The organism is Flavobacterium panici (assembly GCF_024499525.1).
Taxonomy (GTDB): domain Bacteria; phylum Bacteroidota; class Bacteroidia; order Flavobacteriales; family Flavobacteriaceae; genus Flavobacterium; species Flavobacterium panici.
Map to the genome: position 1 here is coordinate 5,234,943 of NZ_CP100437.1, position 25,726 is coordinate 5,260,668.

General features: G+C 35.7%; 16 protein-coding genes. 6 read left to right on the top strand and 10 right to left on the bottom strand.

Going from position 1 to position 25,726, the window contains the following annotated elements:
- The first annotated feature begins 289 nt into the window (after nt 1-289).
- Nucleotides 290-1,375 (top strand): DNA polymerase III subunit gamma/tau, encoded by a 1,086-nt coding sequence (gene dnaX / locus NLJ00_RS21835; RefSeq protein WP_053470654.1) that lies wholly within the window; start codon nt 290-292, stop codon nt 1,373-1,375.
- Nucleotides 1,376-1,475: 100 nt separating this feature from the next.
- Here dnaX and NLJ00_RS21840 read toward each other — a convergent pair whose 3' ends face one another.
- Nucleotides 1,476-1,619 carry a hypothetical protein gene (locus NLJ00_RS21840; RefSeq protein WP_256635402.1) on the bottom strand — a complete coding sequence of 48 codons (144 nt, stop codon included), beginning with the start codon at nt 1,617-1,619 and terminating at the stop codon, nt 1,476-1,478.
- Here NLJ00_RS21840 and NLJ00_RS21845 point away from each other — a divergent pair.
- The gene (locus NLJ00_RS21845) at nt 1,603-2,052 is read left to right on the top strand and encodes a hypothetical protein (protein WP_053470653.1); all 450 of its coding nucleotides are present in this window, start codon (nt 1,603-1,605) and stop codon (nt 2,050-2,052) included. The two genes, NLJ00_RS21840 and NLJ00_RS21845, sit on opposite strands and share 17 nt — an antisense overlap.
- Nucleotides 2,053-2,181: 129 nt before the next feature.
- On the opposite strand, the gene NLJ00_RS21850 is transcribed toward NLJ00_RS21845, so the two are convergent.
- The 5 genes from NLJ00_RS21850 to NLJ00_RS21870 all read right to left on the bottom strand — a co-directional run bounded on the left by NLJ00_RS21850 (nt 2,182) and on the right by NLJ00_RS21870 (nt 7,089).
- The gene (locus tag NLJ00_RS21850; RefSeq protein ID WP_256635403.1) at nt 2,182-2,760 is read right to left on the bottom strand and encodes an NAD(P)H-dependent oxidoreductase; all 579 of its coding nucleotides are present in this window, start codon (nt 2,758-2,760) and stop codon (nt 2,182-2,184) included.
- Between the two features lie 161 nt (nt 2,761-2,921).
- Nucleotides 2,922-3,488 carry a Crp/Fnr family transcriptional regulator gene (locus NLJ00_RS21855; protein WP_256635404.1) on the bottom strand — a complete coding sequence of 189 codons (567 nt, stop codon included), beginning with the start codon at nt 3,486-3,488 and terminating at the stop codon, nt 2,922-2,924.
- 103 nt (nt 3,489-3,591) lie between these two features.
- Entirely contained in the window at nt 3,592-4,482 is an 891-nt protein-coding gene (locus tag NLJ00_RS21860; RefSeq protein WP_053470650.1) for a Ppx/GppA phosphatase family protein, read from the bottom strand.
- Nucleotides 4,483-4,519: 37 nt separating this feature from the next.
- A complete protein-coding gene (gene ppk1, locus NLJ00_RS21865) occupies nt 4,520-6,598 on the bottom strand; it encodes a polyphosphate kinase 1 (RefSeq protein WP_256635405.1) in 2,079 nt (692 codons plus the stop codon).
- A 5-nt stretch (nt 6,599-6,603) separates the two neighbouring features.
- Complete coding sequence (locus NLJ00_RS21870; protein ID WP_256635406.1) at nt 6,604-7,089, bottom strand: SixA phosphatase family protein; 486 nt, start codon at nt 7,087-7,089, stop codon at nt 6,604-6,606.
- 496 nt (nt 7,090-7,585) lie between these two features.
- Here NLJ00_RS21870 and NLJ00_RS21875 point away from each other — a divergent pair, with 496 nt between their 5' ends.
- From NLJ00_RS21875 to NLJ00_RS21890, 4 genes are all read left to right on the top strand, one after another.
- The gene (locus NLJ00_RS21875) at nt 7,586-8,137 is read left to right on the top strand and encodes a hypothetical protein (RefSeq protein WP_256635407.1); all 552 of its coding nucleotides are present in this window, start codon (nt 7,586-7,588) and stop codon (nt 8,135-8,137) included.
- Nucleotides 8,138-8,185: 48 nt separating this feature from the next.
- The gene (locus NLJ00_RS21880; protein WP_256635408.1) at nt 8,186-19,693 is read left to right on the top strand and encodes an HYR-like domain-containing protein; all 11,508 of its coding nucleotides are present in this window, start codon (nt 8,186-8,188) and stop codon (nt 19,691-19,693) included.
- Between the two features lie 150 nt (nt 19,694-19,843).
- The gene (locus tag NLJ00_RS21885) at nt 19,844-20,761 is read left to right on the top strand and encodes a PorP/SprF family type IX secretion system membrane protein (RefSeq protein ID WP_256635409.1); all 918 of its coding nucleotides are present in this window, start codon (nt 19,844-19,846) and stop codon (nt 20,759-20,761) included.
- Between the two features lie 12 nt (nt 20,762-20,773).
- Complete coding sequence (locus tag NLJ00_RS21890; protein ID WP_256635410.1) at nt 20,774-22,708, top strand: OmpA family protein; 1,935 nt, start codon at nt 20,774-20,776, stop codon at nt 22,706-22,708.
- A gap of 131 nt (nt 22,709-22,839) precedes the next feature.
- On the opposite strand, the gene NLJ00_RS21895 is transcribed toward NLJ00_RS21890, so the two are convergent.
- The 4 genes from NLJ00_RS21895 to NLJ00_RS21910 all read right to left on the bottom strand — a co-directional run bounded on the left by NLJ00_RS21895 (nt 22,840) and on the right by NLJ00_RS21910 (nt 25,711).
- Nucleotides 22,840-23,340, bottom strand: a complete 501-nt coding sequence (locus NLJ00_RS21895; RefSeq protein ID WP_256635411.1) for a CAP domain-containing protein — start codon at nt 23,338-23,340, stop codon at nt 22,840-22,842.
- A 173-nt stretch (nt 23,341-23,513) separates the two neighbouring features.
- Complete coding sequence (pdxH, locus tag NLJ00_RS21900) at nt 23,514-24,158, bottom strand: pyridoxamine 5'-phosphate oxidase (protein WP_256635412.1); 645 nt, start codon at nt 24,156-24,158, stop codon at nt 23,514-23,516.
- A 217-nt stretch (nt 24,159-24,375) separates the two neighbouring features.
- A complete protein-coding gene (locus NLJ00_RS21905) occupies nt 24,376-25,281 on the bottom strand; it encodes a ribonuclease Z (protein ID WP_256635413.1) in 906 nt (301 codons plus the stop codon).
- Between the two features lie 97 nt (nt 25,282-25,378).
- The gene (locus NLJ00_RS21910; protein ID WP_256635414.1) at nt 25,379-25,711 is read right to left on the bottom strand and encodes a ribonuclease Z; all 333 of its coding nucleotides are present in this window, start codon (nt 25,709-25,711) and stop codon (nt 25,379-25,381) included.
- Nucleotides 25,712-25,726 lie beyond the last annotated feature (15 nt).

A 25,726-nucleotide genomic window follows, 5' to 3' on the forward strand; every position in this document is an offset into this window, starting at 1 on the left:
AAAAGATAAAGAATAAATTCTAAAAACCATATCCTAAAACAGTAGTAATCCATTGAAGTTAGATTTTTCTTGATGCTAAAATAATCCTTTTTAGATTACAAAATGGGCATTTATCAAGTTTGCATTAAAAAAAACATCCAAAAATCATATAACAAAAAATCATATTGGACATAAATATATTGTTACTTCCTCACATTCAAACCACTCAAAATCTTCTCTAATATTTATGATTTTCATATTTGTGATTTGGTAATTTTCAGCCTATATTTGCTATCGAATAAAAAAGAATATGGAACAATTTGTAGTATCGGCTCGTAAATACCGCCCGCAGACCTTTAAGGATGTTGTGGGACAGAAAGCCATTACCAACACATTGTTGAATGCTATTGACAGCAACCACCTTGCTTCTGCTCTTTTATTCACCGGACCGCGTGGAGTTGGAAAAACTACCTGTGCACGTATCTTGGCTCGTAAAATAAATCAGCCCGGATATGATGATCCAACTGAAGATTTTGCTTTTAACGTTTTTGAGTTAGATGCTGCTTCAAACAACTCGGTTGATGATATTCGTAACCTTATTGATCAGGTTCGAATCCCGCCTCAAACCGGACAATACAAAGTATATATTATTGACGAGGTTCATATGTTGTCTTCGGCTGCTTTTAATGCTTTTCTTAAAACATTAGAAGAACCGCCAAAACATGCTATTTTTATTTTAGCTACAACAGAAAAACACAAAATCATTCCAACGATTTTATCTCGTTGTCAGATATTTGATTTCAAAAGAATTACGGTAAAAGATGCTAAAGAACATTTAGCAGAAGTTGCAACAAGTCAGGGAATCAATTTTGAAGATGATGCTTTGCACATTATTGCTCAAAAAGCTGATGGTGCAATGCGTGATGCTTTATCTATTTTTGACCGTGTGGTTTCGTATTGCGGAACTAACTTAACGCGTCAGGCTGTAACTGAAAATCTAAACGTTTTAGATTACGAAACTTACATTAGTGTTACAGATTTGATTCTGGAAAATAAAATTCCGGATCTTTTAATTGCATACAACGACATCCTTTCTAAAGGTTTTGACGGACATCATTTTATTGCCGGATTAGCGTCTCATTTTAGAGATTTGTTAGTGAGTAAAACTCCTGCAACTATTGCTTTATTAGAAGTTGGAGAACAGGCACAGCAAATGTATGGCGTTCAGTCTCAAAAATGTTCTCAGGATTTTTTACTGAAAGGAATTGACATTGCAAACGACTGCGATTTAAAATACAAACTGAGTCAAAATCAACGTCTTTTAGTCGAATTATGTTTGATGCAATTGGCCTCTATCAACTTTGATGGAGAAAAAAAAAAGTTGAGCAATTCATAATTCCGCCTACTTATTTTAAAAACGGAAGTTTTTCTATTGTTGAAGTCCAAAGTCCAAAGTCGAAAGTCGAAAGTCAAACTGAAGAAAAAGTCAATGTCAATCAAAATGACAATGGCAATTCTGCTGTAAATACTACCACGCAAACTCCTGCTGCTGAAACTCCAAAAGTTGAAACTCCAACTCCAAGAGTTGAAATAGGCGGTGAACCTAAAGTTTCTGCGTTTTCTTTGGCGAGTATTCGCAAGAAGAAAGAATTAGAATTAAGCAGTAAATCTTACGTTAAACCATCATCTTCATCTGTTTTGCCTACTGAAGAGTTTACAGAAACAGAAATGTTAGTGCAATGGAATAAATATGCCGAACGTTTAGGTCAGAAAGGTTTGAAAATCATGGAGTCTATCTTATTAATCAATGATCCTGTTTTAAACGGAACTAACATTACTTACGAACTTCCTAACGAAGGTTCTAAACTGGAATTTGAAAGTCAGATGAATGCGCTTTTAGGGCATTTAAGAGGCCACCTGCACAATCATGATATTACTATTGAAGTAATAGTAAATGAAAAAGTTGAAACTAAAAGAAATTTAAACGATCAGGACAGATACAATCGTTTGCATGAAATCAATCCAAACATTGAACTTTTGCGTTCTACATTTGGATTGGAATTACCTTCTTAATATGTTTTTTTTTGCCACGACTCGAGCGATAGTGAACAGGCGAAGCAATTACACTAATTTTCACTAATTTCTTTATGCTGAAATTCTAAAAAATAATTCGTGGAAATTCGTGAAATTAGTGGCTAAAAACTATTTATTTTTCAATCCGAAATCGTAGATTTTATCGAGCCATTTTGCTCTTTGGAGATCGTTAGATCCTTTTATGATTCCAACGTAGCTTACTTTTACGGGTTTTACTCCGCAGAATTCCAGAGTTGATTTTTTTAATTGATTTACGCTGGGTCTTCCAAAAAACAATCTGTAATACCAGCTTGGCTGATCTAAAGTAGTTATAATATGTGCTGTTTTCCCTTTTAGCAATTTATCCCACCAAACTGAATTTTCTCTGTATTGAAAAGCCATTCCTGGTAAAAATAATCGATCTATAAATCCTTTTGTAATTGCCGGAAGTCCGCCCCACCAAACGGGATGTACCCAAACCAAATGATCAGCTCTTTTGATTTTCTCCCAGGATTCTAATAAATCTGGTTCTAATTCGGTTCGCTTTTGGTAACCGAATTTTAGATTTGGGCTGAAGTTTAAATCATCAACGGTAATGGTTTCTACAACTGCTCCAGAAGCAAGTGCTCCTTCTTTATATTCATCGGCAATAGCAAAATTAAAGCTGTCAGGATTTGGATGTCCGTTTATAATCAGTATTTTTTTCATATTAATGTTTTTTCAAAAATACTATTCGGGTTATTTATTTTACTGGACAAATGTCCTGATTTTTTTGCCACAGATTAAAAGGATTTTAATGATTTTTTTTAATCTGAATGACTGTTTTTTATCTGTAAAACATTAGAATTTTTCTTTTTAGATCTTTAAAATTAAAGACTTATAACTGCTTTTCTGATTCGGCTTAAATGTCTTGGGGTAACGCCTAAATAAGATGCTAAATATTGTAACGGAATTAACTGTATGTATTTTTGATGATTTTTATACAATTCTTCATAACGCTGGGCTCCGGATAATTTTTGAAAAGAAACCATTCTTTTATGCAGATTTACAAACTCTAATTCTGTTAATTTTCTTCCTGTTTCCTGCCAGTTAATACTTGATTGATAGAGTTTCTCCAGACCTTTACGATCTAAAATCTGTAGTTCTGTTTCGGCTAAAGCCTGAATGCTTTCTTCTGCTTTTTCTTCTGTTATAAAACTGGCGAATGAGGCCATGAATTCATTTTCGAAAGCAAAACAATTGGTAATTTCGTCACCTTTATGATTCAAAAAAAAGGAACGCAAAATTCCTTTCTTTATAAATACAATTTCATTGCAAACCTGATCTTCTGTCAATAAAAGCTCTCCTTTTTTCAGTGTACGAAAAGTTATTAAATCATCTAAAAGTGATAATTCTTCTGCGGAGAAATCCTGTATGGCCTGAAAAATTGATTTCATTTATGAAGGTTTTGCCACGAATTACACGAATTTCCACGAATTATTTTTACACTTTTGAATAAAAAAATTAGTGAAAATTCGTGTAATTAGTGGCTTAAAAATCTTAAATTTTACCGTAATACATTGCTTTTACGATTCCGTCAGAAAGTCCAATTTTTGGAACATAAATCTGACGTGCTCCACTCCATTTCATCGCATTTAAATAAATACGCGTTGCATGGATAATAACGTCGGCACGGTCAGAGTTTAAACCTAATTCAGCAATTCTTTGTTCGTAAGTCAATGAATTTAAAAAGGCGTATTGTGAATTGATGTAAATATACGAAAGCGGTTTTTCCTGCTGTTTTCCAGACATTTTAAACAACTTGTTGATGTTTCCTCCAGAACCAATCAAGGTAACTTCATCGTAATCTGCTGTATTGGCCTTAATCCATTTTTCGATTTCATCCCAAACCACATCGTGAACCATATTATTCAGTAAACGAACAGTTCCGGCTTTGAATGATCTTGAAGTAATCATTTTTCCGTCAGAGAACAAAGTAAATTCTGTACTTCCGCCTCCAACATCAACAAAAAGATAGGTTTCGTCTCTTTTTAATAAATGATGCAAATCTGTAGAAGCAATAATTGCTGCTTCTTTTTTACCATCAATAATTTCGATTTTAATGTCGGCTTTTTTCTTGATTAAAGCCACGACTTCTTTTGCATTATAAGCTTCGCGCATTGCAGAAGTTGCAAATGCCATATAGCGCTCTACTTTATGTACTTTCATCAAAAGGTTAAATGCTTTCATGGCATCCACCATTCGATCTATATTTTCTTCTGAAATTTCGCCTACGGTAAAGGCGTCTTGTCCCAAACGAATTGGCACACGAACAAGTGAACTTTTATTAAACTGCGGTTCTTTTCCATCTTGTTCCACAACATTCGATATCAGAAGCCTCATGGCATTTGAACCGATATCTATTGCTGCAAATTTCCTTATATTAATCATGCTCACTCTATGATTTTTGTAATTGAATTGTAATTATTTAGTCTACTTTTTGAGGAACCTCTTCTAGTACCGCAATCTTGTCTTGATAATATTTATAGGTTTCAAATTGTGCTCTAAATGGGGCATGATGATTTCTAGGCTTATATTTATTATCTAATTTATAGGAATGATATCTTACTTTTACGTTTCCTTTCCAGGCAATATTGAAATTGTCGATTAATTCTTTTTTGATTTCGTGATCGTAAACCGGACAAGTTACTTCTACTCTTCCGTCAAGGTTTCTGGTCATAAAATCTGCCGAAGAAATGTATACTTCGTTTAGACCTGCATTTCCAAAAATATATACTCTTGTATGTTCTAAATAATTATCTACAATACTTATGGCTTCAATGTTTTCACTCATTCCCGGGATCCCCGGAATCAGGCAGCAAATTCCTCTTACATTCAATTGAATTTTAACTCCGGCATTACTTGCTTCGTATAGCTTATCGATCATTTTAAAATCAGATAAACTATTCATTTTTAACTTGATAAATGTTTTTCTTCCTGCTAATGCATGGAGAATTTCACGGTCTATCAGTTTTATAAACTTTGTTCTTGTATAATGCGGCGAAACTATTAAATGTTTGTATCTGTGAATTCTGTAATTGATATCGAAGAATTCAAATATTTTCGAAACGTCTTTTAAAATTCCCTGATGGCAGGTAAAAAGTGTTACATCGGTATAAATTTTAGCGGTCGACTCGTTAAAGTTTCCTGTTGAAATAAATCCGTAACGACGATTTTTTCCGTCTTCGGTTCTTTCGATTACACATATTTTACTGTGTACTTTTAGTCCTTTTATTCCAAAAATAAGTTCAATTCCTTCTGTTTGCATTTGCTCGGCATAGGAAATATTCGAAGCTTCATCAAAACGTGCCTGAAGTTCAATTTGAACGACTACTTTTTTACCATTTTTAGCGGCATTAATCAACGAACTTATAATTTGTGAGTTCTTCGCCAAACGATATAACGTAATTTTTATACTTGTTACTTTTGGATCCAGGGCCGCTTCTCTCAAAAATTTTGTCAAATATGAAAATGACTGATATGGAGTATGTATCAGATAATCTTTTTTATTGATTTTTTCCAGAATACTTCCGTCAAGACTTAAACCCGGAACTGGTAAAGGTTCGTTTGGTTTATAAAGTAAATCGTAACGGCCTAAGTTTGGAAAATCCATATAATCGCGACGGTTGTGATATCTTCCTCCGGGAATTATACTATCTGTTTCTACGATTTTCATTTTATCCAAAAAGAAACGCAGTGTATCATCTTCAATTAAACTGTCGTAAATAAAACGAACTGGTTCTCCTATACGACGGTCTTTTACAGATGTAGCGATTTTCTCGAGCATACTTTTGCTCAAATCGCTGTCTATATCTAACTGTGCATCACGCGTAATCTTGATCATGTGTGCCGAAACACTTTTGTAATCGAATATATTAAAGATGTTTTTTAGTTTGTAACGAATAACATCATCAATTAGAATTACGTATTGTTTATCATCTTCTGAAGGAAGTACAACAAACCTGTTTATGGTTTTAGGAATTTCTATTAAAGCGTAACGAACCTCATCATTTTTTAATTCGAGGCGAACGGCTAAATATCCTAAAGTATCTTTTAATACCGGAAATACAGCAAGGTCATTTAAGATAATGGTAACTAACTCCGGACTTAATTTCTGCATGAAAAAATCCTTTAGAAAACATTCCTGTTTTGGCGTAATCTGATCTTCGTTTATTATGAATATATTTTCTGCTTCAAGTTCTGCTTCGATATTTCCAAGAATACGTAAACTTTCTGATTGCTGCTGAATTACAATTTCTGTAATATCTTTAATTAATTGATGGGCAGAAACTCCGCCTAAATATTTTTCGCCGGAAATTCCTGAAAGGCTTAATCTGCGAATTGCGGCATATCGAACTCTAAAAAATTCATCTAAATTGTTTGAAAAAATTCCAACAAAACGCAATCTGTCTAAAAGTGGAACCGTATTATCTGCGGCTTCCTGAAGTACTCTTGCATTAAACGCTAACCAGCTTTTTTCTCTATCGATATATTTCTGTTCGTACACTTGATTTATTTTAGGTCTTTGGGGAATAATGTTTTATGGGTTTTGCCTTTATTGATTGATTCCCAGCTTTCTGAGTCAAATTGTAATGAAACAAAGCCTGAAGTTGGTACATTATCGATAAAAACATCCCCAAATTTATTAACAAAATTTGTAATAGCCTCGTTATGTCCAAAAAGAATAACGCTTTCTAAACTATTATCACACGATTTGATAACTTTTTCGAGTTGTCTCTCATCAAAAGTATACAGATCGTCTTTATAAATGATACTTTCTATGGGATACGAAATATTTTGTGCAAAAATTAAAGCTGTTTCTGAAGCACGTGCTGCTGTACTGCTCCATATAATATAAGTCTTAGGAAGATATTTTGAAATATTTGTCGAAACTTCATGAGCATCTAAAATCCCTCTCTTCATTAAAGGTCTGTCAAAATCTTTTAAAGGGGCTTCCCAGCTTGATTTAGCATGACGTATTAAAATTAAATTTTTCATAAACAGGAGGTTTAAAAAACCGCAAAAAATGACTACGATTTTATTTAAGTTCTAATTTACAAAAGATATTTTAATACTCCCCTTTTTTTTATTTCTGTTAACATTAAATGGAAATTTTAACAAGAATAAATAATCCTCAAAACGTTAACAATCCACTTTTTTGATTTTTCTATTCTTAAAAAAATGTTCTTCGTCTAGTAAAACTGCACTTAGTCGAGATTTTGATATTGACAATAAATTAACCAAATAATTGATTATTAACCATTTAACATCGATCAAGTAACGTGGTTTTTGATAAAAAAGAAAGAAAAATCAGTAATAAATTTTTACCGAACTAATCAAAAAAATCTTTTTTTGAGGCAATTTTTAATAAAAAAAGAGTAGTTAAACGAGTTTTTAGGTTAGTTACAGATAAAAAAAATCAATTAGAAAAACTCTAATATAATTTTGATTATGTTAAAATTTCAAGAATATCACAAACTAAATTCTTTAAGTTATGAAAAGTAAATCTACTCTTAAAAAGGCTGTAAAATTTGTGAGCAATTGTAAGTATATTTTTTTACTGTCTAAAAATATCTTCCAAAAAAGCATTTTTTCATTAACACTCTTACTGATCTCCAGCATCTCATTCGCACAATCAGGTGCATGCAAAACGACTTTAGAAGTTGAGAAAAACAGAAACTATAGTAATGCTGGCGAAGATGGTGCTTACTTTACTCTTGTTTTAACAAATGAAGGTAATTCAACAGATGTTTATAACTTGAATGCCATTAATGTAAATTCGTCCTGCTCCAATAACGATGGAACCGGTACATCTGATAATGTTAACCTAAATAGTACTTTTTTAGATAACAATTCATCTCTGATAACTTCTATTACAGTTCCATCACATCAAACTACATTTTTTTCAATTCATCTGACAGTTCCACAAGGTACGTCATTCAATAAATGGAATTGCACGCAAATAAATGCTGTGTCTACAAACTGCTCTAACTACACAGTTAACACTGTGGTACATACGATTGTAAACAATCCTTCTGAAAATTAAATATCCTGAAAAAATATTTAGGCGTTTTTCAATTTAAACTTGCATAAAATGAAAAAAACTTTACTCTCTTTCAAGTTTACAAAAAAGATTAACAAAGCATTTTATCTGTTGTTGTTTTTGCTTTTTTCTATAATAGGCTTTGCACAAACCATTACACCAACAAAAATTGTTACTGTAGCTCCGGGAGTCTGCGGTGCATTAGATGTCGAACTAAAAATTCAGGGATCAAACCCGGTGGCAAGACCTTTAGAAGTTGTTTTAGTAATTGACGTATCAGGAAGTATGGGAGATGGAAACAATCCTAAACCATTATCCCGAGCGCAAGATGCTGCTATTGATTTTATCAACAAAATGTTTTTGCCTGCAAATAATACAACCAACAAAAACAGAGTAGCTATTGTAACTTATAGTACTACAGCGTCAATACGAAGAAATTTAACGCTGGCTTCTGGACAGGCGGATTTAATATCTGTTATAAATGGGCTTTCTGCAAATGGAAGCACCAATATTCAGGACGGACTTGTAAAAGCAAAAACAGTTTTAGACGGCGCTACTTATGACTGCGCTACTGCAAGAAGTATTGTTTTATTAACTGACGGAGTTGCTAACGCAACAGGAACGAATGGTTCAAGCTGCTCTGATGGTCAGCAGGGAACCTGTATTCAAAGTGCTATAACAGCAGCCACGGCTGCAAAAACGGTAACGGTTTCTGGTACGAGCTATAATAATCAAATTTTTTCTGTTGGTTTATTCGGTGCTATTTCCGGCAGCGAACAGACTAATGCGCAATATGCTTTAAATCAGATTCAGTCTGGAGGTTCTTTTTTCACAGAAAATGCAGCTGACTTAACTGGAATTTATGGCCAGATTTTTACGCAATTATCATGGGTTGCGAAACAAATACCTTCAACAGCTTTTGAAAAAGAGACCGTTGACAGTAATTTTATAATTGGAACGGTAACTCCATCAAAAGGTACGGTAACAATTGTGGGACAGCAAATTAACTGGAATATTGACTTTTTGAATGTTGAAACTATCACTTTAAAATACCGATTAACTCCAAAACCAAATACTTGCGGAAATCAATTAGTAAGTACATCAAGACTAGATTTTCAAAATGCTGCTTGTGTCACCACATTTCAGAATATAAATTCTCCTACTACTAATGTTCCTTGTCCTGTTATAACATTGGCATCACAAACAAATGTAACTTGTTTTGGAGGAAACAACGGGGCTATTACTTTAAACACTCCTACGGGCGGACAAGCGCCATATACTTATAAATGGACAAAAAACAATGTCGATTTTGCCACTACAAAAGATTTAACGAATTTAAGTTTTGGAACTTACAGAGTAACAGCTACAGATAGTAATGGATGTGCTACTGGGATTTTGACCGTTGAAATAACACAGCCAAGTGCGGCGCTGGTTCTTGCTGCTTCATCTAAAACTGATGTTTCTTGTTTTGGAAAAAGTACTGGAACAGTAACAGCGGGTGTTGTAACCAATTCTGTGGGAACGGTTACTTATACCTGGAAAAATGCTTCAAATGTTACTGTTGGAACTACAGCTTTGGTTTCGAATCTTCCGGCGGGAACTTACACTTTAACTGTTACTGACAGCTGTTCTTCTCAAACTAACTCTGTTACGATCACGCAGCCTAGTGCAGCTTTAGCTTTGGCAGCTTCTTCTAAAACGGATGTAATTTGTTTTGGTGCAAGTACCGGAACGGTAACTGCGGGAACGGTAAGTAATTCCGTTGGAACAGTAACTTATACTTGGAAAAACGCTTCAAATGTGACTGTAGGAACTACAGCTTCAGTTTCGAATCTTCCGGCGGGAACTTATACTTTGACTGTTTCTGATAATTGTTCTTCACAATCTAATTCGGTTACGATTACACAGCCGAGTGCGGCTTTAGCTTTGGCAGCTTCTTCTAAAACTGATGTAACTTGTTTTGGAGCAAGTACCGGAAGTGTAACGGCGGGTGTTGTAACCAATTCCGTTGGAACTCTAACTTATACTTGGAAAAACGCTTCAAATACTACAGTTGGAACTACGGCTTCTGTTTCGAATCTTCCAGCGGGAACTTATACTTTGAATGTTACTGACAGTTGTTCTTCACAATCTAATTCTGTTATTATCACTCAGCCTAGTGCGGCTTTAGCTTTGGCAGCTTCTTCTAAAACTGATGTAATTTGTTATAGTGCAAGTACCGGAACGGTAACAGCGGGAACGGTTACAAATTCTGTGGGAACGGTGACTTATTCATGGAAAAATGCTTCAAATGTGACTGTTGGAACTACAGCTTCTGTTTCGAATCTTCCAGCGGGAACTTATACTTTGACCGTTTCTGATAACTGTTCTTCACAAACTAATTCAGTTACGATTACGCAGCCGAGTGCAGCTTTGGCTTTGGCAGCTTCATCCAAAACTGATGTAACTTGTTATAGCGCGAGTACTGGAACTGTGACTGCGGGCGTTGTAACAAATTCCGTTGGAACTGTAACTTATTCATGGACGAATTCTTCAAATGCTGTTGTTGGAAATACTGCTTCTGTATCCAATCTTCCAGCAGGAACTTATACTTTGACGGTTTCAGATGATTGTTCTTCTCAATCTAACTCTGTTACAATTACACAGCCTAGTGCAGCTTTAGCACTTTCTGTTTCTTCTAAAACTGATGTTTCTTGTTTTGGAGAAAGTACTGGAACGGTAACTGCGGGCACTGTAACCAATTCTGTTGGAACTGTAATTTATTCATGGACAAATGGTTCAAATACTATAGTTGGAAGTACAGCTTCTGTATCAAATCTTCCAGCGGGAACTTATACTTTGACCGTTTCTGATGATTGTTCTTCTCAATCTAACTCTGTTACGATCACGCAGCCGAGTGCAGCTTTGGCTTTGGCAGCTTCATCCAAAACTGATGTAACTTGTTATAGCGCGAGTACTGGAACTGTGACTGCGGGTGCAGTAACCAATTCTGTTGGAACTGTAACTTACACTTGGATAAATTCTTCAAATGCTGTTGTTGGAAATACTGCTTCTGTATCCAATCTTCCAGCAGGAACTTATACTTTGACGGTTTCTGATAATTGTTCTTCACAAACTAATTCAGTTACGATTACACAGCCGAGTGCAGCTTTGGCTTTGGCAGCTTCATCCAAAACTGATGTAACTTGTTATAGCGCGAGTACTGGAACTGTGACTGCGGGTGCAGTAACCAATTCTGTTGGAACTGTAACTTACACTTGGATAAATTCTTCAAATGCTGTTGTTGGAAATACTGCTTCTGTATCCAATCTTCCAGCAGGAACTTATACTTTAACGGTTTCTGATAACTGTTCTTCTCAATCTAATTCTGTTACGATTACGCAGCCTAGTGCAGCTTTAGCACTTTCTGCTTCTTCTAAAACTGATGCTTCTTGTTTTGGAGAAAGTACTGGGACAGTAACATCAGGAACCGTTACCAATGCAGTTGGAGCAATAACCTATTCATGGACAAACTCTTCAAATACTGTTGTTGGAAATACCGCTTCTGTTCCGAATCTTCCTGCGGGAACTTATACTTTGACCGTTTCTGATGATTGCTCCAGTCAGTCAAATTCCGTTACAATTTCTCAACCGGGCGCAGCTTTAACTTGCTCAATTACACAAAATAAAGCTGTAACGGCAAATGGTTTAAGCAACGGAGAGGCTACTGTAACTCCAATTGGTGGAAACGGAAATTATACTTACTTATGGGATAATAATGAAACTACACAAAAAGCTATTGGACTTAATGCTGGATTACATACTGTAACCGTAACTGATGAAAAAGGCTGTACAACAACTTGCAGTATAACAATTACAGAACCTAACGTTTTATCTTGCAGTATTACTCAGGATAGTGCCGTTAAATGTTTTGGAGAAAGTAACGGTCAAGCTACTGTAACTGCAATTGGCGGAAACGGTGACTATACTTATTTATGGGACAATAATGAAACGACAGCTCTGGCAGTTTCTTTAAATGCAGGATTACATACTGTTACTGTTACTGATAAATTGGGTTATACTACAACTTGCAGTGTTACAATTACTCAGCCTCAAGAAGCTCTTAGCGCCACAACGACACAAGTTGATGTTGTTTGCGGTGGAGGAAATACAGGATCTGCAACAGTTTTTGCTACTGGAGGGACAAGTCCATATACTTATTCATGGAATACAAATCCTGCGCAAACTACGACTACGGCTACTACACTAGCAGCAGGTAATTATTCTGTTATTGTAACCGATGCGAATTTGTGTACTGTTACAAAATCTGTTACTATTATTGATGGAGATTCGGTTAAACCAATAATTGATCCTTTACCAGAAACCTCAACTATCAATTGTCCTGCAGAGCCAGTTTTTGAACAAGCGACTGCAACAGATGACATTGGAACTATTGCTTCTTTAACTTATGAAGATGCTATTGTTCCGGGAAATTGTACTGGTTCGTATACAAAAACCAGAACTTGGACAGCAACTGATTCTTGTGGAAATGTTTCGCTTCCCGTAAGTCAAACTATTATTGTACAAGATATAACCGCACCAACTTGGACAACACAAGCTGGCTCTTTAAACCAAACTATTGAATGCAGTAATGCGGAAGCTTTAGCAACAGCTCAGACTTTATTCCCTATTGCTTCTGATTTATGTGATACCGATGTTTCGAATATCACTAAAGTAAGCGGACAATTCATCGCTTCTGAAGGATGCGCAAATTCTGGAACTTACACCAATACCTGGACGGTAAAAGATGACTGCGGAAATACTTCTGATACTTTCACACAAATCATTACCATTCAGGATACAACTGCTCCAGCTTGGACAACACAAGCTGGCTCTTTAAACCAAACTATCGAATGCAGTAATGCTGAAGCTTTGACATCAGCACAAGCCTTATTCCCAACTGCTTCTGATTTATGTGATACCGATGTTTCGAATATCACTAAAGTAAGCGGACAATTCATCGCTTCTGAAGGATGCGCAAATTCTGGAACTTACACCAATACCTGGACGGTAAAAGATGACTGCGGAAATACTTCTGATACTTTCACTCAAATCATTACAATTCAGGATACAACAGCTCCAACTTGGACAACTCAGGCTGGTTCATTAAATCAGACTATTGAGTGCAGTAATGCGGAAGCTTTAATTTCGGCGCAAGCCTTATTCCCAACTGCTTCTGATTTATGCGATATTGATGTTTCAAATGTCACTAAAGTAAGCGGACAGTTTGTGGCTTCTGAAGGATGTGCAAATGCTGGAACTTACACTAACACTTGGACTGTAAAAGACGACTGTGGAAATACTTCTGATACTTTCACGCAGATTATTACAATTCAGGATACAACAGCTCCAACTTGGACAACACAATCCGGTTCTTTAAACCAAACTATCGAATGCAGTAATGCAGAAGCTTTGACTTCTGCGCAAGCCTTATTCCCAACTGCTTCTGATTTATGCGATGCTGATGTTTCAAATATCACTAAAGTAAGCGGACAATTTGTGGCTTCTGAAGGATGTTCAAATTCTGGAACTTATACCAATACCTGGACGGTAAAAGATGACTGCGGCAATACTTCTGATACTTTCACACAAATCATTACAATTCAAGATACTACTGCTCCAACTTGGACAACGCAAGCAGGTTCTTTAAATCAAACTATCGAATGCAGCAACCAAGAAGCTTTGACTTCGGCGCAAGCCTTATTCCCAACTGCTTCTGATTTATGTGATGCAGATGTTTCAAATATCACTAAAGTAAGCGGACAATTCATCGCTTCTGAAGGATGTGCAAATGCTGGAACTTACACTAACACTTGGACTGTAAAAGACGACTGTGGAAATACTTCTGATACTTTCACGCAGATTATTACAATTCAAGATACTACTGCACCAACTTGGACAACTCAGGCTGGTTCTTTAAACCAAACTATTGAATGCAGTAATGCGGAAGCTTTAGCAACAGCTCAGACTTTATTCCCTGCTGCTTCAGATTTATGTGATGCTGATGTTTCGAATATAACTAAAGTGAGCGGACAATTTGTAGCTTCTGAAGGATGCGCAAATTCTGGAACTTACACTAATACATGGACGGTAAAAGATGACTGTGGAAATACTTCTGATACTTTCACTCAAATCATTACAATTCAGGATACAACAACTCCAACATGGGCAACGCAAGCTGGTTCTTTAAACCAGACTATTGAATGCAGCAATGCGGAAGCTTTAACTTCGGCGCAAGCCTTATTTCCAACTGCTTCTGATTCCTGTGATACTGATGTTTCGAACATTACTAAAGTAAGCGGACAATTTGTTGCTTCTGAAGGATGTTCAAACTCTGGAACTTATACCAATACCTGGACTGTAAAAGATGACTGCGGAAATACTTCTGATACTTTCACGCAAATTATTACTATTCAGGATACTACTGCACCAACTTGGGCAACACAATCCGGTTCTTTAAATCAGACTATTGAATGCAGCAACCAAGAAGCTTTGGCTTCAGCGCAAGCCTTATTCCCAACTGCTTCTGATTTATGCGATGTTGATGTTTCGAATATCACTAAGGTAAGCGGACAGTTTATAGCTTCTGAAGGATGTGCGAATTCTGGAACTTACACCAACACTTGGACGGTAAAAGATGACTGCGGAAATATCTCTGATACTTTTACGCAGATTATTACAATTCAGGATACGACAGCTCCAACTTGGGCAACACAAGCTGGCTCTTTAAACCAAACTATTGAATGCAGTAATGCGGAAGCTTTAAATTCAGCGCAAGCCTTATTCCCAACTGCTTCTGATTTATGTGACACTGATGTTTCGAATATTACTAAAGTAAGCGGGCAGTTTTTGGCTTCTGAAGGATGCGGAAATTCTGGAACTTATACTAACACCTGGACTGTAAAAGACGACTGCGAAAATACCTCTGATACTTTTACGCAGATTATCACAATTCAAGATACTACTGCTCCAATTTGGACAACGCAAGCTGGTTCTTTAAATCAAACTATCGAATGCAACAATGCGGAAGCTTTAAATTCAGCTCAGGCTTTATTCCCTACTGCTTCTGATTTATGCGATGCTGATGTTTCGAATATTACTAAAGTAAGCGGACAATTCATTGCTTCTGAAAGATGCGGAAATTCTGGAACTTATACTAATACCTGGACAGTAAAAGACGACTGCGGAAATACTTCTGATACTTTCACACAAGTAATTACAATTCAAGATACAACGGCTCCAACTTGGACAACACAAACAGGTTCTTTAAACCAAACTATTGAATGCAGTAATGCCGAAGCTTTAACTTCTGCGCAGGCTTTATTCCCTTCAGCTTCAGATTTATGTGATACTGATGTTTCGAATATAACTAAAGTGAGCGGACAATTTGTAGCTTCTGAAGGATGTGGAAATTCTGGAACTTATACCAATACCTGGACAGTAAAAGACGACTGCGGAAATACTTCTGATACTTTCACACAAGTAATTACAATTCAAGATACAACGGCTCCAACTTGGACAACACAAACAGGTTCTTTAAACCAAACTATTGAATGCAGTAATGCCGAAGCTTTAACTTCTGCGCAGGCTTTATTCCCTTCAGCTTCTGATTTATGTGATGCTGATGTTTCTAACATTACTAAAGTAAGCGAACAATTTGTAGCTTCTGAAGGATGCGGAAATTCTGGAACTTATACCAATACCTGGACTGTAAAAGATGACTGCGGAAATACTTCTGATACTTTTACTCAAATCATTACAATTCAGGATACAACTGCTCCAACTTGGGCAACACAAGCGGAATCTTTAAATCAAACAATTGAATGCAGTAATGCGGAAGCTTTGACTTCGGCGCAAGCCTTATTCCCTTCAGCTTCTGATTTATGCGATGCTGATGTTTCAAATATCACTAAAGTAAGCGGACATTTCGTTGCTTCTGAAGGATGTTCAAATGCTGGAACTTACACTAATAGCTGGATTGCAAAAGATGACTGCGGAAATGTTACCGATAGTTTTATCCAAATAATAACTATTGAAGATACAACTCCTCCAACTTTTACTGGAAATCTTCCAACTGATATTACTGTTTCTTGTGATGCCGTTCCAGAACCTGCAAACCTTGAAGCTTCTGACAATTGCAGCGGAGACTTACCAATTGTTTTTTCTGAAATTAAAAGCAATGTTCTTAACGAATGCGGCACAGATTATACTTTAACACGCAAATGGACTACTAGTGATTGTGGCGGCAACACCGTTTCTCATACTCAAATTATTACGGTTAGAGATACAACTCCGCCAACAGGAACTGCTCCGGCTGATGTCGCAGATTTACAAAGCATTATTGATATTCCGGCACCAAATCCGCAAGCTATTATAGATGCTGTAGATAATTGCAGCAGTACCGTAACGATCACAATTAGTGATTCTAATAATGGAGGAAGTGGCTGTAATGGAAATGCTTATATCTTAACCAAAACCTATACGTTGACAGATTGTGCTGGAAATAAAACAGAACTTGTTCAAACCTTTACTGTTGAAAATAAAGTTTCTGTAACAGGCGTAGCAACAAATGTAACCTGCTTTGGCAAAAGTGATGGTTCAATTTTAGTAACTAATTCTCCGGGATCAACTGTAGTTATTACAAATGATCAAAATGAAGTTGTTGGCAATACTAATTTACCTGCCGGAACTTATACACTTACAGCAACATCTGCTGTAAATGGCGAAAATCAAACTTGTACTGCAACTGCAACAGTTGTTATCACTCAGCCTGAATATTCTACAAAAATATCAGGTTATGTAATGAATGTAGACAACAATTCAGGAATTGCAAATGTAATGGTGACATTGATTCCGCAAGGAACTACAACTGGGCCAATTTTATTACGCATAACCGGAACAGATGGCGGATACAGCTTTACAGGAATGTCTGCCGGAAGTTATTTGGTTCAAGTACAAGATGCAACTTTAAATAGTGTTTATCAATTATATCCAACAGATTCAAGTTTATTCTTCACAGTTCTTGAAGATTGTACTTTCCAGGAACATACATTTAATTATGGATCTTCTACACTACCAGTTTTAGGCGATTATGTTTGGTATGATGTAAACAGCAACGGAATTCAAGATGAATGGTACGATGCTAACAATGATGGCGTTGTGACTAAAAATGTTCCTGATTCAGGTGGCGGAATCGACTACAGCTTATGGGAATGGATCGATTTTAATGGAGACGGAAGCTATCAAGGCCCATCAAACGTTGGTGAATTAAACGCCGGAGGTTTTGGAAATGCAGCAAGTCCAAATGTTATAATTGACGGACCAAACGGTTATCACAAAGAAGTAATTATCGGAATTGAAGGGTACTGGAGAGACAGACCTAATACAGAAAATCCTTACGGTGCATATATTATTAAATTAGTTAAAGATGCAAATCTGGATGCTATGGCTGCTGCCTTAGGCGCAACCGGACTTGTAAAATTACTTCCAAATTTAGCTGATAAAAAAGCAACCGCTAAAACAGGTAAAATTGAAATGCATACGGTATGCTCAACAACTAGTCCAAGCAGCTATATTGTAAATGTTACGTCGCAAGATTTAGTTCATTTAGATAATGATTTTGGAATAAACTGTAAAGAATACCGAGATATTGTTGCTAATGATGATTCTGCCGGACCTATTGCAGGCGTTAATCACACTACTACAAATGTTTTAAACGTACTCGTAAATGATACGCTTGAAGGTAATGCCGTAACAGTTTCTGACGTAATTATTACTACAGTAACGCCAAACGAATTTTTACAACTAAATCCTGATGGTTCTGTAGATGTTTTACCAAATGCACCTGTTGGCACACTTACATTAGTATATCAAATTTGTGAAGCAGATCAAACTTCAAACTGCGATACTGCAACAGTAACGATTACTATTGTAGCTCCGATTATGACAGTAACGGCAACACCAATTTGTGTAAACGATGTTCCTTACATTGATTATGTAGTAACACCCGGAAATTTCACTCCGGTAAACGGTGTAACAATAGCTTGGGCAAATGCACAAAATACGGTAATAACCACTATGACTGATTTACCTCTTAGCGGCCGAGTTTCATGGCCGGGAGCTGTGGTTAATGAAGCTGGAAATGGTATTGACTGGCCGGGATGGATTTTCGAAAATAATAAATGGGTTCAAGGCGCTGATGGTTTTGAATCATTACGTCCAACAGTTAACTTAAAGATATCAGTTAATCCAAGCGAAAGCATAACTGTAAATTATCCACCGGCAGATCCGTATTGTATTGCCAGACCAACATTTGCAATTGTAGCAAATGATGATAATCCGCCGGCAATTACAGCACCAGCCGGAGTAACAAACATTGTAAATGTATACAATAATGATACTTTAAATAATGATCCTGTAAATCCTGCCGATGTTACACTTACAACTGTAACACCAGATCCAACAAATACCATAACATTAAATCCTGATGGTTCTGTAGATGTGGCTCCAAATTCTCCTGCAGGAACTTACACATTAACGTATCAAATTTGCGAAAATGCCGATGCTGGAAACTGTGATACTGCTATTGTAACGGTAATTATTGTCGAACCTGCACCTCCTACTCCAGTTGTTGCAAATGATGATGTATATGCAAACATTGGCTGTAACACTTTTGGATTGGTTGGAAATGTATTGAGTAATGATTTTAAAGGACAACTTCCTGCGACACTTGAACTAGTCAATTTTACATTACTTGCAGAAAATGAAAACAATGCCAAAACAGATCCAAATATCACAATCGATAATCAAGGAAATGTTACCGTTTCAAGTTTAACACCAGCCGGAACTTATACCTATACATATCGTATTTGTGATAAACTAAGTGCAGAAAATTGCGATACTGCAACGGTAACCATAACAGTTGTTCCTAATGGAATTGTAAACATAACCAGCGAGTCATGTAATGATGACTCCAGCTTAATAAACTTGTCTAATCTGCTTCCTGAAGGCACACCAATAACCGGAACATGGATTGACACAAACGAAACTAATGCATTACAAGGAAATATATTCAATCCGTTTGGTTTAGCACTTGGCAATTATACATTCGAATATAAAATTACCGATGAAAATTGCCCAAGAAGTGTACTGCTAAATATGGAAGTTAACAATGACTGCCACGTTTTAGCCTGTGGAAACATTTTAGTACACAATGCTTTCTCTCCAAATGGCGACGGAATAAATGATGTATTCGTAATTGACAGTATTAATGATATAACCTGTTATCCTGAAAATACAGTAGAGATCTATAATCGTTGGGGAATATTAGTATTTGAAACCTCAAATTACAATAATACAACCAATGCTTTTGATGGAACTTCCAGAGGAAGAACTACTGTTAATAAATCTGACGGACTGCCATCTGGTACTTATTTCTACATTCTTACTTATAAATCATTGAATGGTAATAATGAAATTCAAAATAATAAGGAAGATGGATATCTGTATCTGTCAAAATAAAACTACGCAATTTACTCGTAAATAATTCTAATACAATGAATTACAGTAAAATGGTAAAAAATTTCTTATATTTGAGTTCGCAAAATATTGACTTTTTGATTGAAGATAATTAAGAAATCAATGAGTAATAATCAATAATACACATCTACTATGAGAACAAAATTATTTTTCTTCGTCATTATGTTTGTAACGATTTCTGGTTATGCACAACAAGATTCACAGTATACTCAGTACATGTACAATGCTATAAATGTAAATCCGGCTTATGCAGGATCCAGAGGAGTTTTGAGCATCTTTGGTCTCTACAGAACACAATGGGTAGGTTTAGAAGGAGCTCCGCAAACAGCCAGTTTCTCTGCAAATTCACCAATAAACAACAGCAATTTAGGAGTTGGTGCATCGTTGGTAAATGATAAAATTGGGCCAACAAATGAAACCACTATTTCTGCAGATATATCTTATACACTTCAAACATCTCCAGATTTCAAGCTTTCATTTGGTATTAAAGGAAGCGCCAATCTATTCAATTTAGACATTAGCAAACTAAATCCTGAAACTCAGGGAGATCCGCAATTTCAGGATTTAGATAACAAATTTTCACCAAATGTTGGAGCAGGTGTTTACTGGCATTCAGATAAAGCCTATATCGGTTTATCTGTTCCAAATTTCATCGAAACCAAAAAATTTGACGATAACGACTATGCCATTTATAAAAGTAAAATCAATTATTATTTAATGGGTGGTTACGTATTTGACCTTGACAAATTACAATACATAAAATTCAAACCTGCTACATTAGTGAAAATGGTCGAGGGTGCACCGCTGCAGGTCGATGTTTCTGCCAATTTTATGTTTTTCGAAAAATTTGTTGCAGGACTCTCTTATAGATGGAGCGCATCTGTAAGCGGTATTGTTGGATTTCAAATCACAGACGGACTTTATTTAGGATATGGTTACGACCGGGAAACCACAAAACTAAACAACTACAATTCAGGATCGCACGAAATATATCTGCGCTACGAATTCTTTAAAAACACCAGCAAAATGGTAACTCCACGTTTCTTTTAAAAAATAATAGTTATGAAAAATTTTACTCTTCTTATTTTAATAACTCTAAATGTTTTTTCCAGCTATTCGCAGCAGTCAAAATTAAACGCTGGTGCCAAAAAATACGACAACTACGCCTATGTTGACGTTATTAAAACCTACGAAAGAGTAGCCGCAAAAGGATATAAGTCTGAAGTTTTGTACAGAAAACTGGGCGACTCCTATTACTTCAATTCTAATTTTGAAGGCGCTGTCAAGTGGTATGATGAATTATTCGGTATAAACACTTCTCCCGATGCTGAATATTATTACAGATATGCACAGTCCCTAAAAGCAACTGGGCAAACAGCCAAGGCCAATAGGATTCTTGAAGAATTTAATGCAAAATTCAAAAATGATTCAAGAGCAAAGCTTTACAGAGAAAACGTAAATTATCTTGATAAAATTAAAGCAAATTCAGGACGTTATAAAATCGAAAATGCTGGGATTAATTCTAAATATTCAGATTACGGAAGTTTTGTTTATAATAATAAAATATACTTCGCATCTGCAAGAGACACCGGAAATTTCAGTCAGCGAAAACACAAATGGACAGGCGAATATTTTACTAACATTTATGATGCTGATATAAGTGCTCAAAATGATTCAACATCTAAAGTAAATAAAATCAGATCTACCGTAAATTCAAGATTTCATGAATCCTCAGTTGTTTTTACTAAAGATGGAAATACGGTTTATTTTACACGAAACAACTTTGTAGATGGTAAAAAAGGAAAAGATGCTAATAAAGTTACTTTATTAAAAATTTATAAAGCCAGTCTCGAAAACGGAAAATGGACAAACGTAACGGCACTTCCGTTTACCAGCGATAATTATTGTACGGCACATCCTGCATTAAGTCCTGACGAAAAAACATTATATTTTGCTTCAGACATGCCAGGAACAATCGGTCAGTCTGATATTTACAAAGTAAACATTAACGCCAGCGGTGGTTTTAGTTCTCCCGAAAATTTAGGAAAAGGAATTAATACCGAAGGAAAAGAAACGTTCCCGTATGTAACCAGCGAAAACGAAATTTACTTTGCTTCAGACGGGCATCCCGGACTTGGCGGACTTGACGTTTTTGTGGGGCAAATTGAAAAAGATGGTTCTATTGATGATATTCAAAACCTAGGTGCCGATATTAATTCTCCTAAAGATGATTTCGCCTACATTATCGATCCCGTTTCAAGAAGAGGTTATTTTTCGTCTAATAAAGACGGCGGACTTGGTTCTGATGATATTTATAAATTTTTAGAAACCAAACGCTTAAAATGTGTTCAGGAGTTAAGCGGTATAATTACAGATGCCGCAACCGGGATTATTCTTCCCGGAACAAAAGTTACTTTATATGACGGCATGCAGCGAATAAAAAACTCTGCTGTTGCAGATGCTTCCGGGTTATACAGTTTTGGTGTTGAATGCGGAAAAACCTATTATGTACGCGCAGAAAAACCAGAATATGCCACTAAAGAAGTCAGCGTAACGATTTCTAAAGAAAGCGGAAAAACAGATCTTCCTATCGCTTTAGAAAAATCGATCTGCAAAGTGGTTGTAGGAGATGATTTAGGAAAATGTTTTGGTATTAAAAGAATTTATTTTGATTTAGATAAATCTAACATTCGAACCGAAGCTGCTTTAGATTTAGAAAAAATCCTGGATGTTTTAAAACAAAATCCAACAATGAAATTAGATATTCGCTCGCATACAGACAGCAGGGCTTCGCATCAATACAATGAAGCCTTATCTAACCGAAGAGCAAAATCAACCATTGAATGGCTTATAAACAACGGAGTAACAACAAATCGCTTAACCGGAAAAGGTTATGGGGAAACGCAGCTGGTAAATTTATGTTCTGATGGCGTACAATGTACAGAAGAAGAGCACCAAATGAACAGACGAAGCGAGTTTATCATTACCGGATTATAAATTGTACAAACCAAACCAATCTATAATTAAAAAGCTGTCTATTATTCATAGACAGCTTTTTTAAAAAAACAACGCTGCATACTCAAGAAATGCAACGAAAACTAACCAACCAGTGTTCAAATGTTTCACATTTAAATTTTAGCAAATATATTTGTGTAATATTTTTTTCCAGCAGCATCTGTTGTAACCGAAATACCAAAATGAGTATAATCTCCTTCAATATTTTCTTTATGTCCCTGGCTTTCCAGCCATGATTTTACTGCTGCTGCAGATGTTTTGTAGTTGTAAGCAACATTCTCGCCCACTTTTTTGGCACCAAGAACGCTCATAATATTATTAGAACGAGACACAAAATCATTATGATTAACAACATTATTGTCGATCATGTATTTGTTGTGCTCTTCGCACTTATAAGAAATGTGATTGATTTTTTCTAATGCATTTAAGCCGATACTTACTCTGTAATCGTTTATTAACTGCATTGTTTCCAATTCAGATGCATTATAGTTGTAGTCAGTAATTACCTGTTCTGTTGAAGTACTACTTTCATTCCCTTCGGCGCCATCGGCAGAGCATGAGTTCATTGTGATAGATATCACAATGAACACCATGGCGCACATAATCTTTTTCATAATCTGTAGTAGTTTAATGCTTTAAAGTAAATGTTGGGGCAAATTCTTTAAAAATTATTATGTGACAATTTTTCTCTGTTTTATTGTCCAAACGTATTCAATTTGTCGGTAAACTACAAAAATAATCGACGAAATACACTAAAATTTTTTAAAATAATATAAAAATCTTACAATTATGACGATAAACGATCAATCTTCCATGAAAAATCAGACTGGCTTGTATATCTAATTCTGTCATGTAATCTGTTAGGTCTTCCCTGCCAAAATTCTACTTGCAGCGGCGTTACAATAAATCCGCCCCAATTCTCAGGTCTTGGAATTGGTTTTCCTTCAAATTCAGCTTCCAGTTTCTTTAAATTCTCTTCTAAAAAAGTTCTCGACGGAATAACTTCACTTTGATGCGAAACAATTGCGCCAAGCTTACTTCCGTCTGGTCGGGAATCAAAATAGTTATCCGAAATGATTTCAGAAGTTTTCTGCGCAATCCCTTTTATAATTACCTGACGTTCCATTTCCTGCCAAAAAAAGGACAAACAAACGTTTGGGTTCGCCGTAATTGCTTTTCCTTTTTCTGAATCATAATTCGTATAAAATATAAATCCTTCTTCAGAAAATTTCTTTAATAAAACCACACGAGACTTTGGAAATCCATCCAAGCCAATTGTCGAAACCGTCATAGCGTTTACCTCGCCGCTTCCGCCAAAATCCTCCACTTCATGAAACCAGCGGTTAAAAAGATTAATGGGATCTTCGGGAATATTAGTTTCTAATAATTCACTTTTTTCGTAAGATTTTCTATAATTGCTTAAATCACTCATGATTGTTGATTTTAGATATTAGATTGTAGATTTTAGATTTATTTGTTTCAAGTTTCAGGTTTCAGGTTTCAAGTTTCAGGTTGTCAGGCTGAGCGAAGTCGAAGTCTCTCGTATTACAAAAGCCCTTCTCCCGAGGCCTCGGGACGCTCAGGGTGACATCCTTTGTTCACATTCCTAAACTTAGCACCTTAGTATCTCAGCCACTTAGAACCTTAGATTAAAATTCAAAACTAAGTCCATCATCTCCCAAAATAACATTTGGAAAAATTTCTTCGGCTTCTTCTTTAAAACGCTCAATTCCGTCGTAGCGAGTTGAATAATGACCTAAAACCAAATGTTTTACATTTGCTTTTAAAGCAATTCTAGCCGCTTCTTTTGCTGTTGAATGTAATGTTTTTTGTGCCAAAGGAGCTTCAGACTCTAAAAAAGTAGATTCGTGATACAAAACATCGGCATTTTTAATAATCGGAATCACATCTTCATTGTAAACCGTATCTGAACAAAAAGCATAACTCATTGCCGGAATTGGGTCAAAAGATAATTTTTCGTTCTCAATTACAGTTCCATCGTCCAGCGTAACATTTCCTCCGTTTTTTATTTTTTGATAATAAGCCGTATGAATATTATAATGTTGAACCGCTTCAACATTTAATTTTCGCTCTCCAGGTTTTTCCTGAAATAAATAGCCATTGGTATAAACCCGATGTTTCAGCGGAATCGTTTTTACAATAACACGATTATCTTCAAAAATAACCTCACTTTCCTTCGACTCTAATTCGTGGAAAAACAAATTATACGTTGTCCAGGATTCTGTCAATTTTAATTGAAGCAGAATAAGTTCTTTAATTCCTTTTGGTCCGTAAATATGCAAATCGGTTGTTCTTCCCAAAAGAGAAAAAGTCGAAATGGTTCCAATTAATCCATAAAGATGATCTCCATGAAGGTGCGAAATAAAGATGTGATTAATTTTTGAAAATTTAATCTTATTCTTTCGAAGCTGAACCTGAGTTCCTTCTCCGCAATCAATTAAAAACAAACGATTTTTAATTTCTAAAACCTGTGAAGTCGGGTTAGTGAGTGTTCTGGGAGTTGCGGCATAACAGCCAAGTATTGTTAATTTCATTTTAGATTTTAGATTGTTGATTTTAGATTCTAGATAGATAAAAACATTTTAGATTTAGCATTAAAAAAATCTAAAATCTAAAATCAGAAATCTAAAATTAAAACCCTAAGTCTCTTTCAATTTCTTCCATTTCGATAATATCGTGTGCTTCTAAAAGAGAAGGAACAACAACTAATTTATCTGAAATGGCATTAAAATCAAGATCGCAAGCTACAATTACAAGCGATTTTTTTGCTTTTTTCTGAAGCTTAACCAACGGTAAAAAAGCTTTTAAATCATTTTCTGTCAATTCAGAATCTGACGACAAATCGATTATAATATTTTGTTTTTCAAAGGTTTTAAACTGCTGCGTTACTTTCTCCACAAAGCCATTAAAATCGCCTTGCGTATCTTTTATGGTAACGGTATGTCCTTTTTGATCTACTTTCATTTTATAATTTGTGGG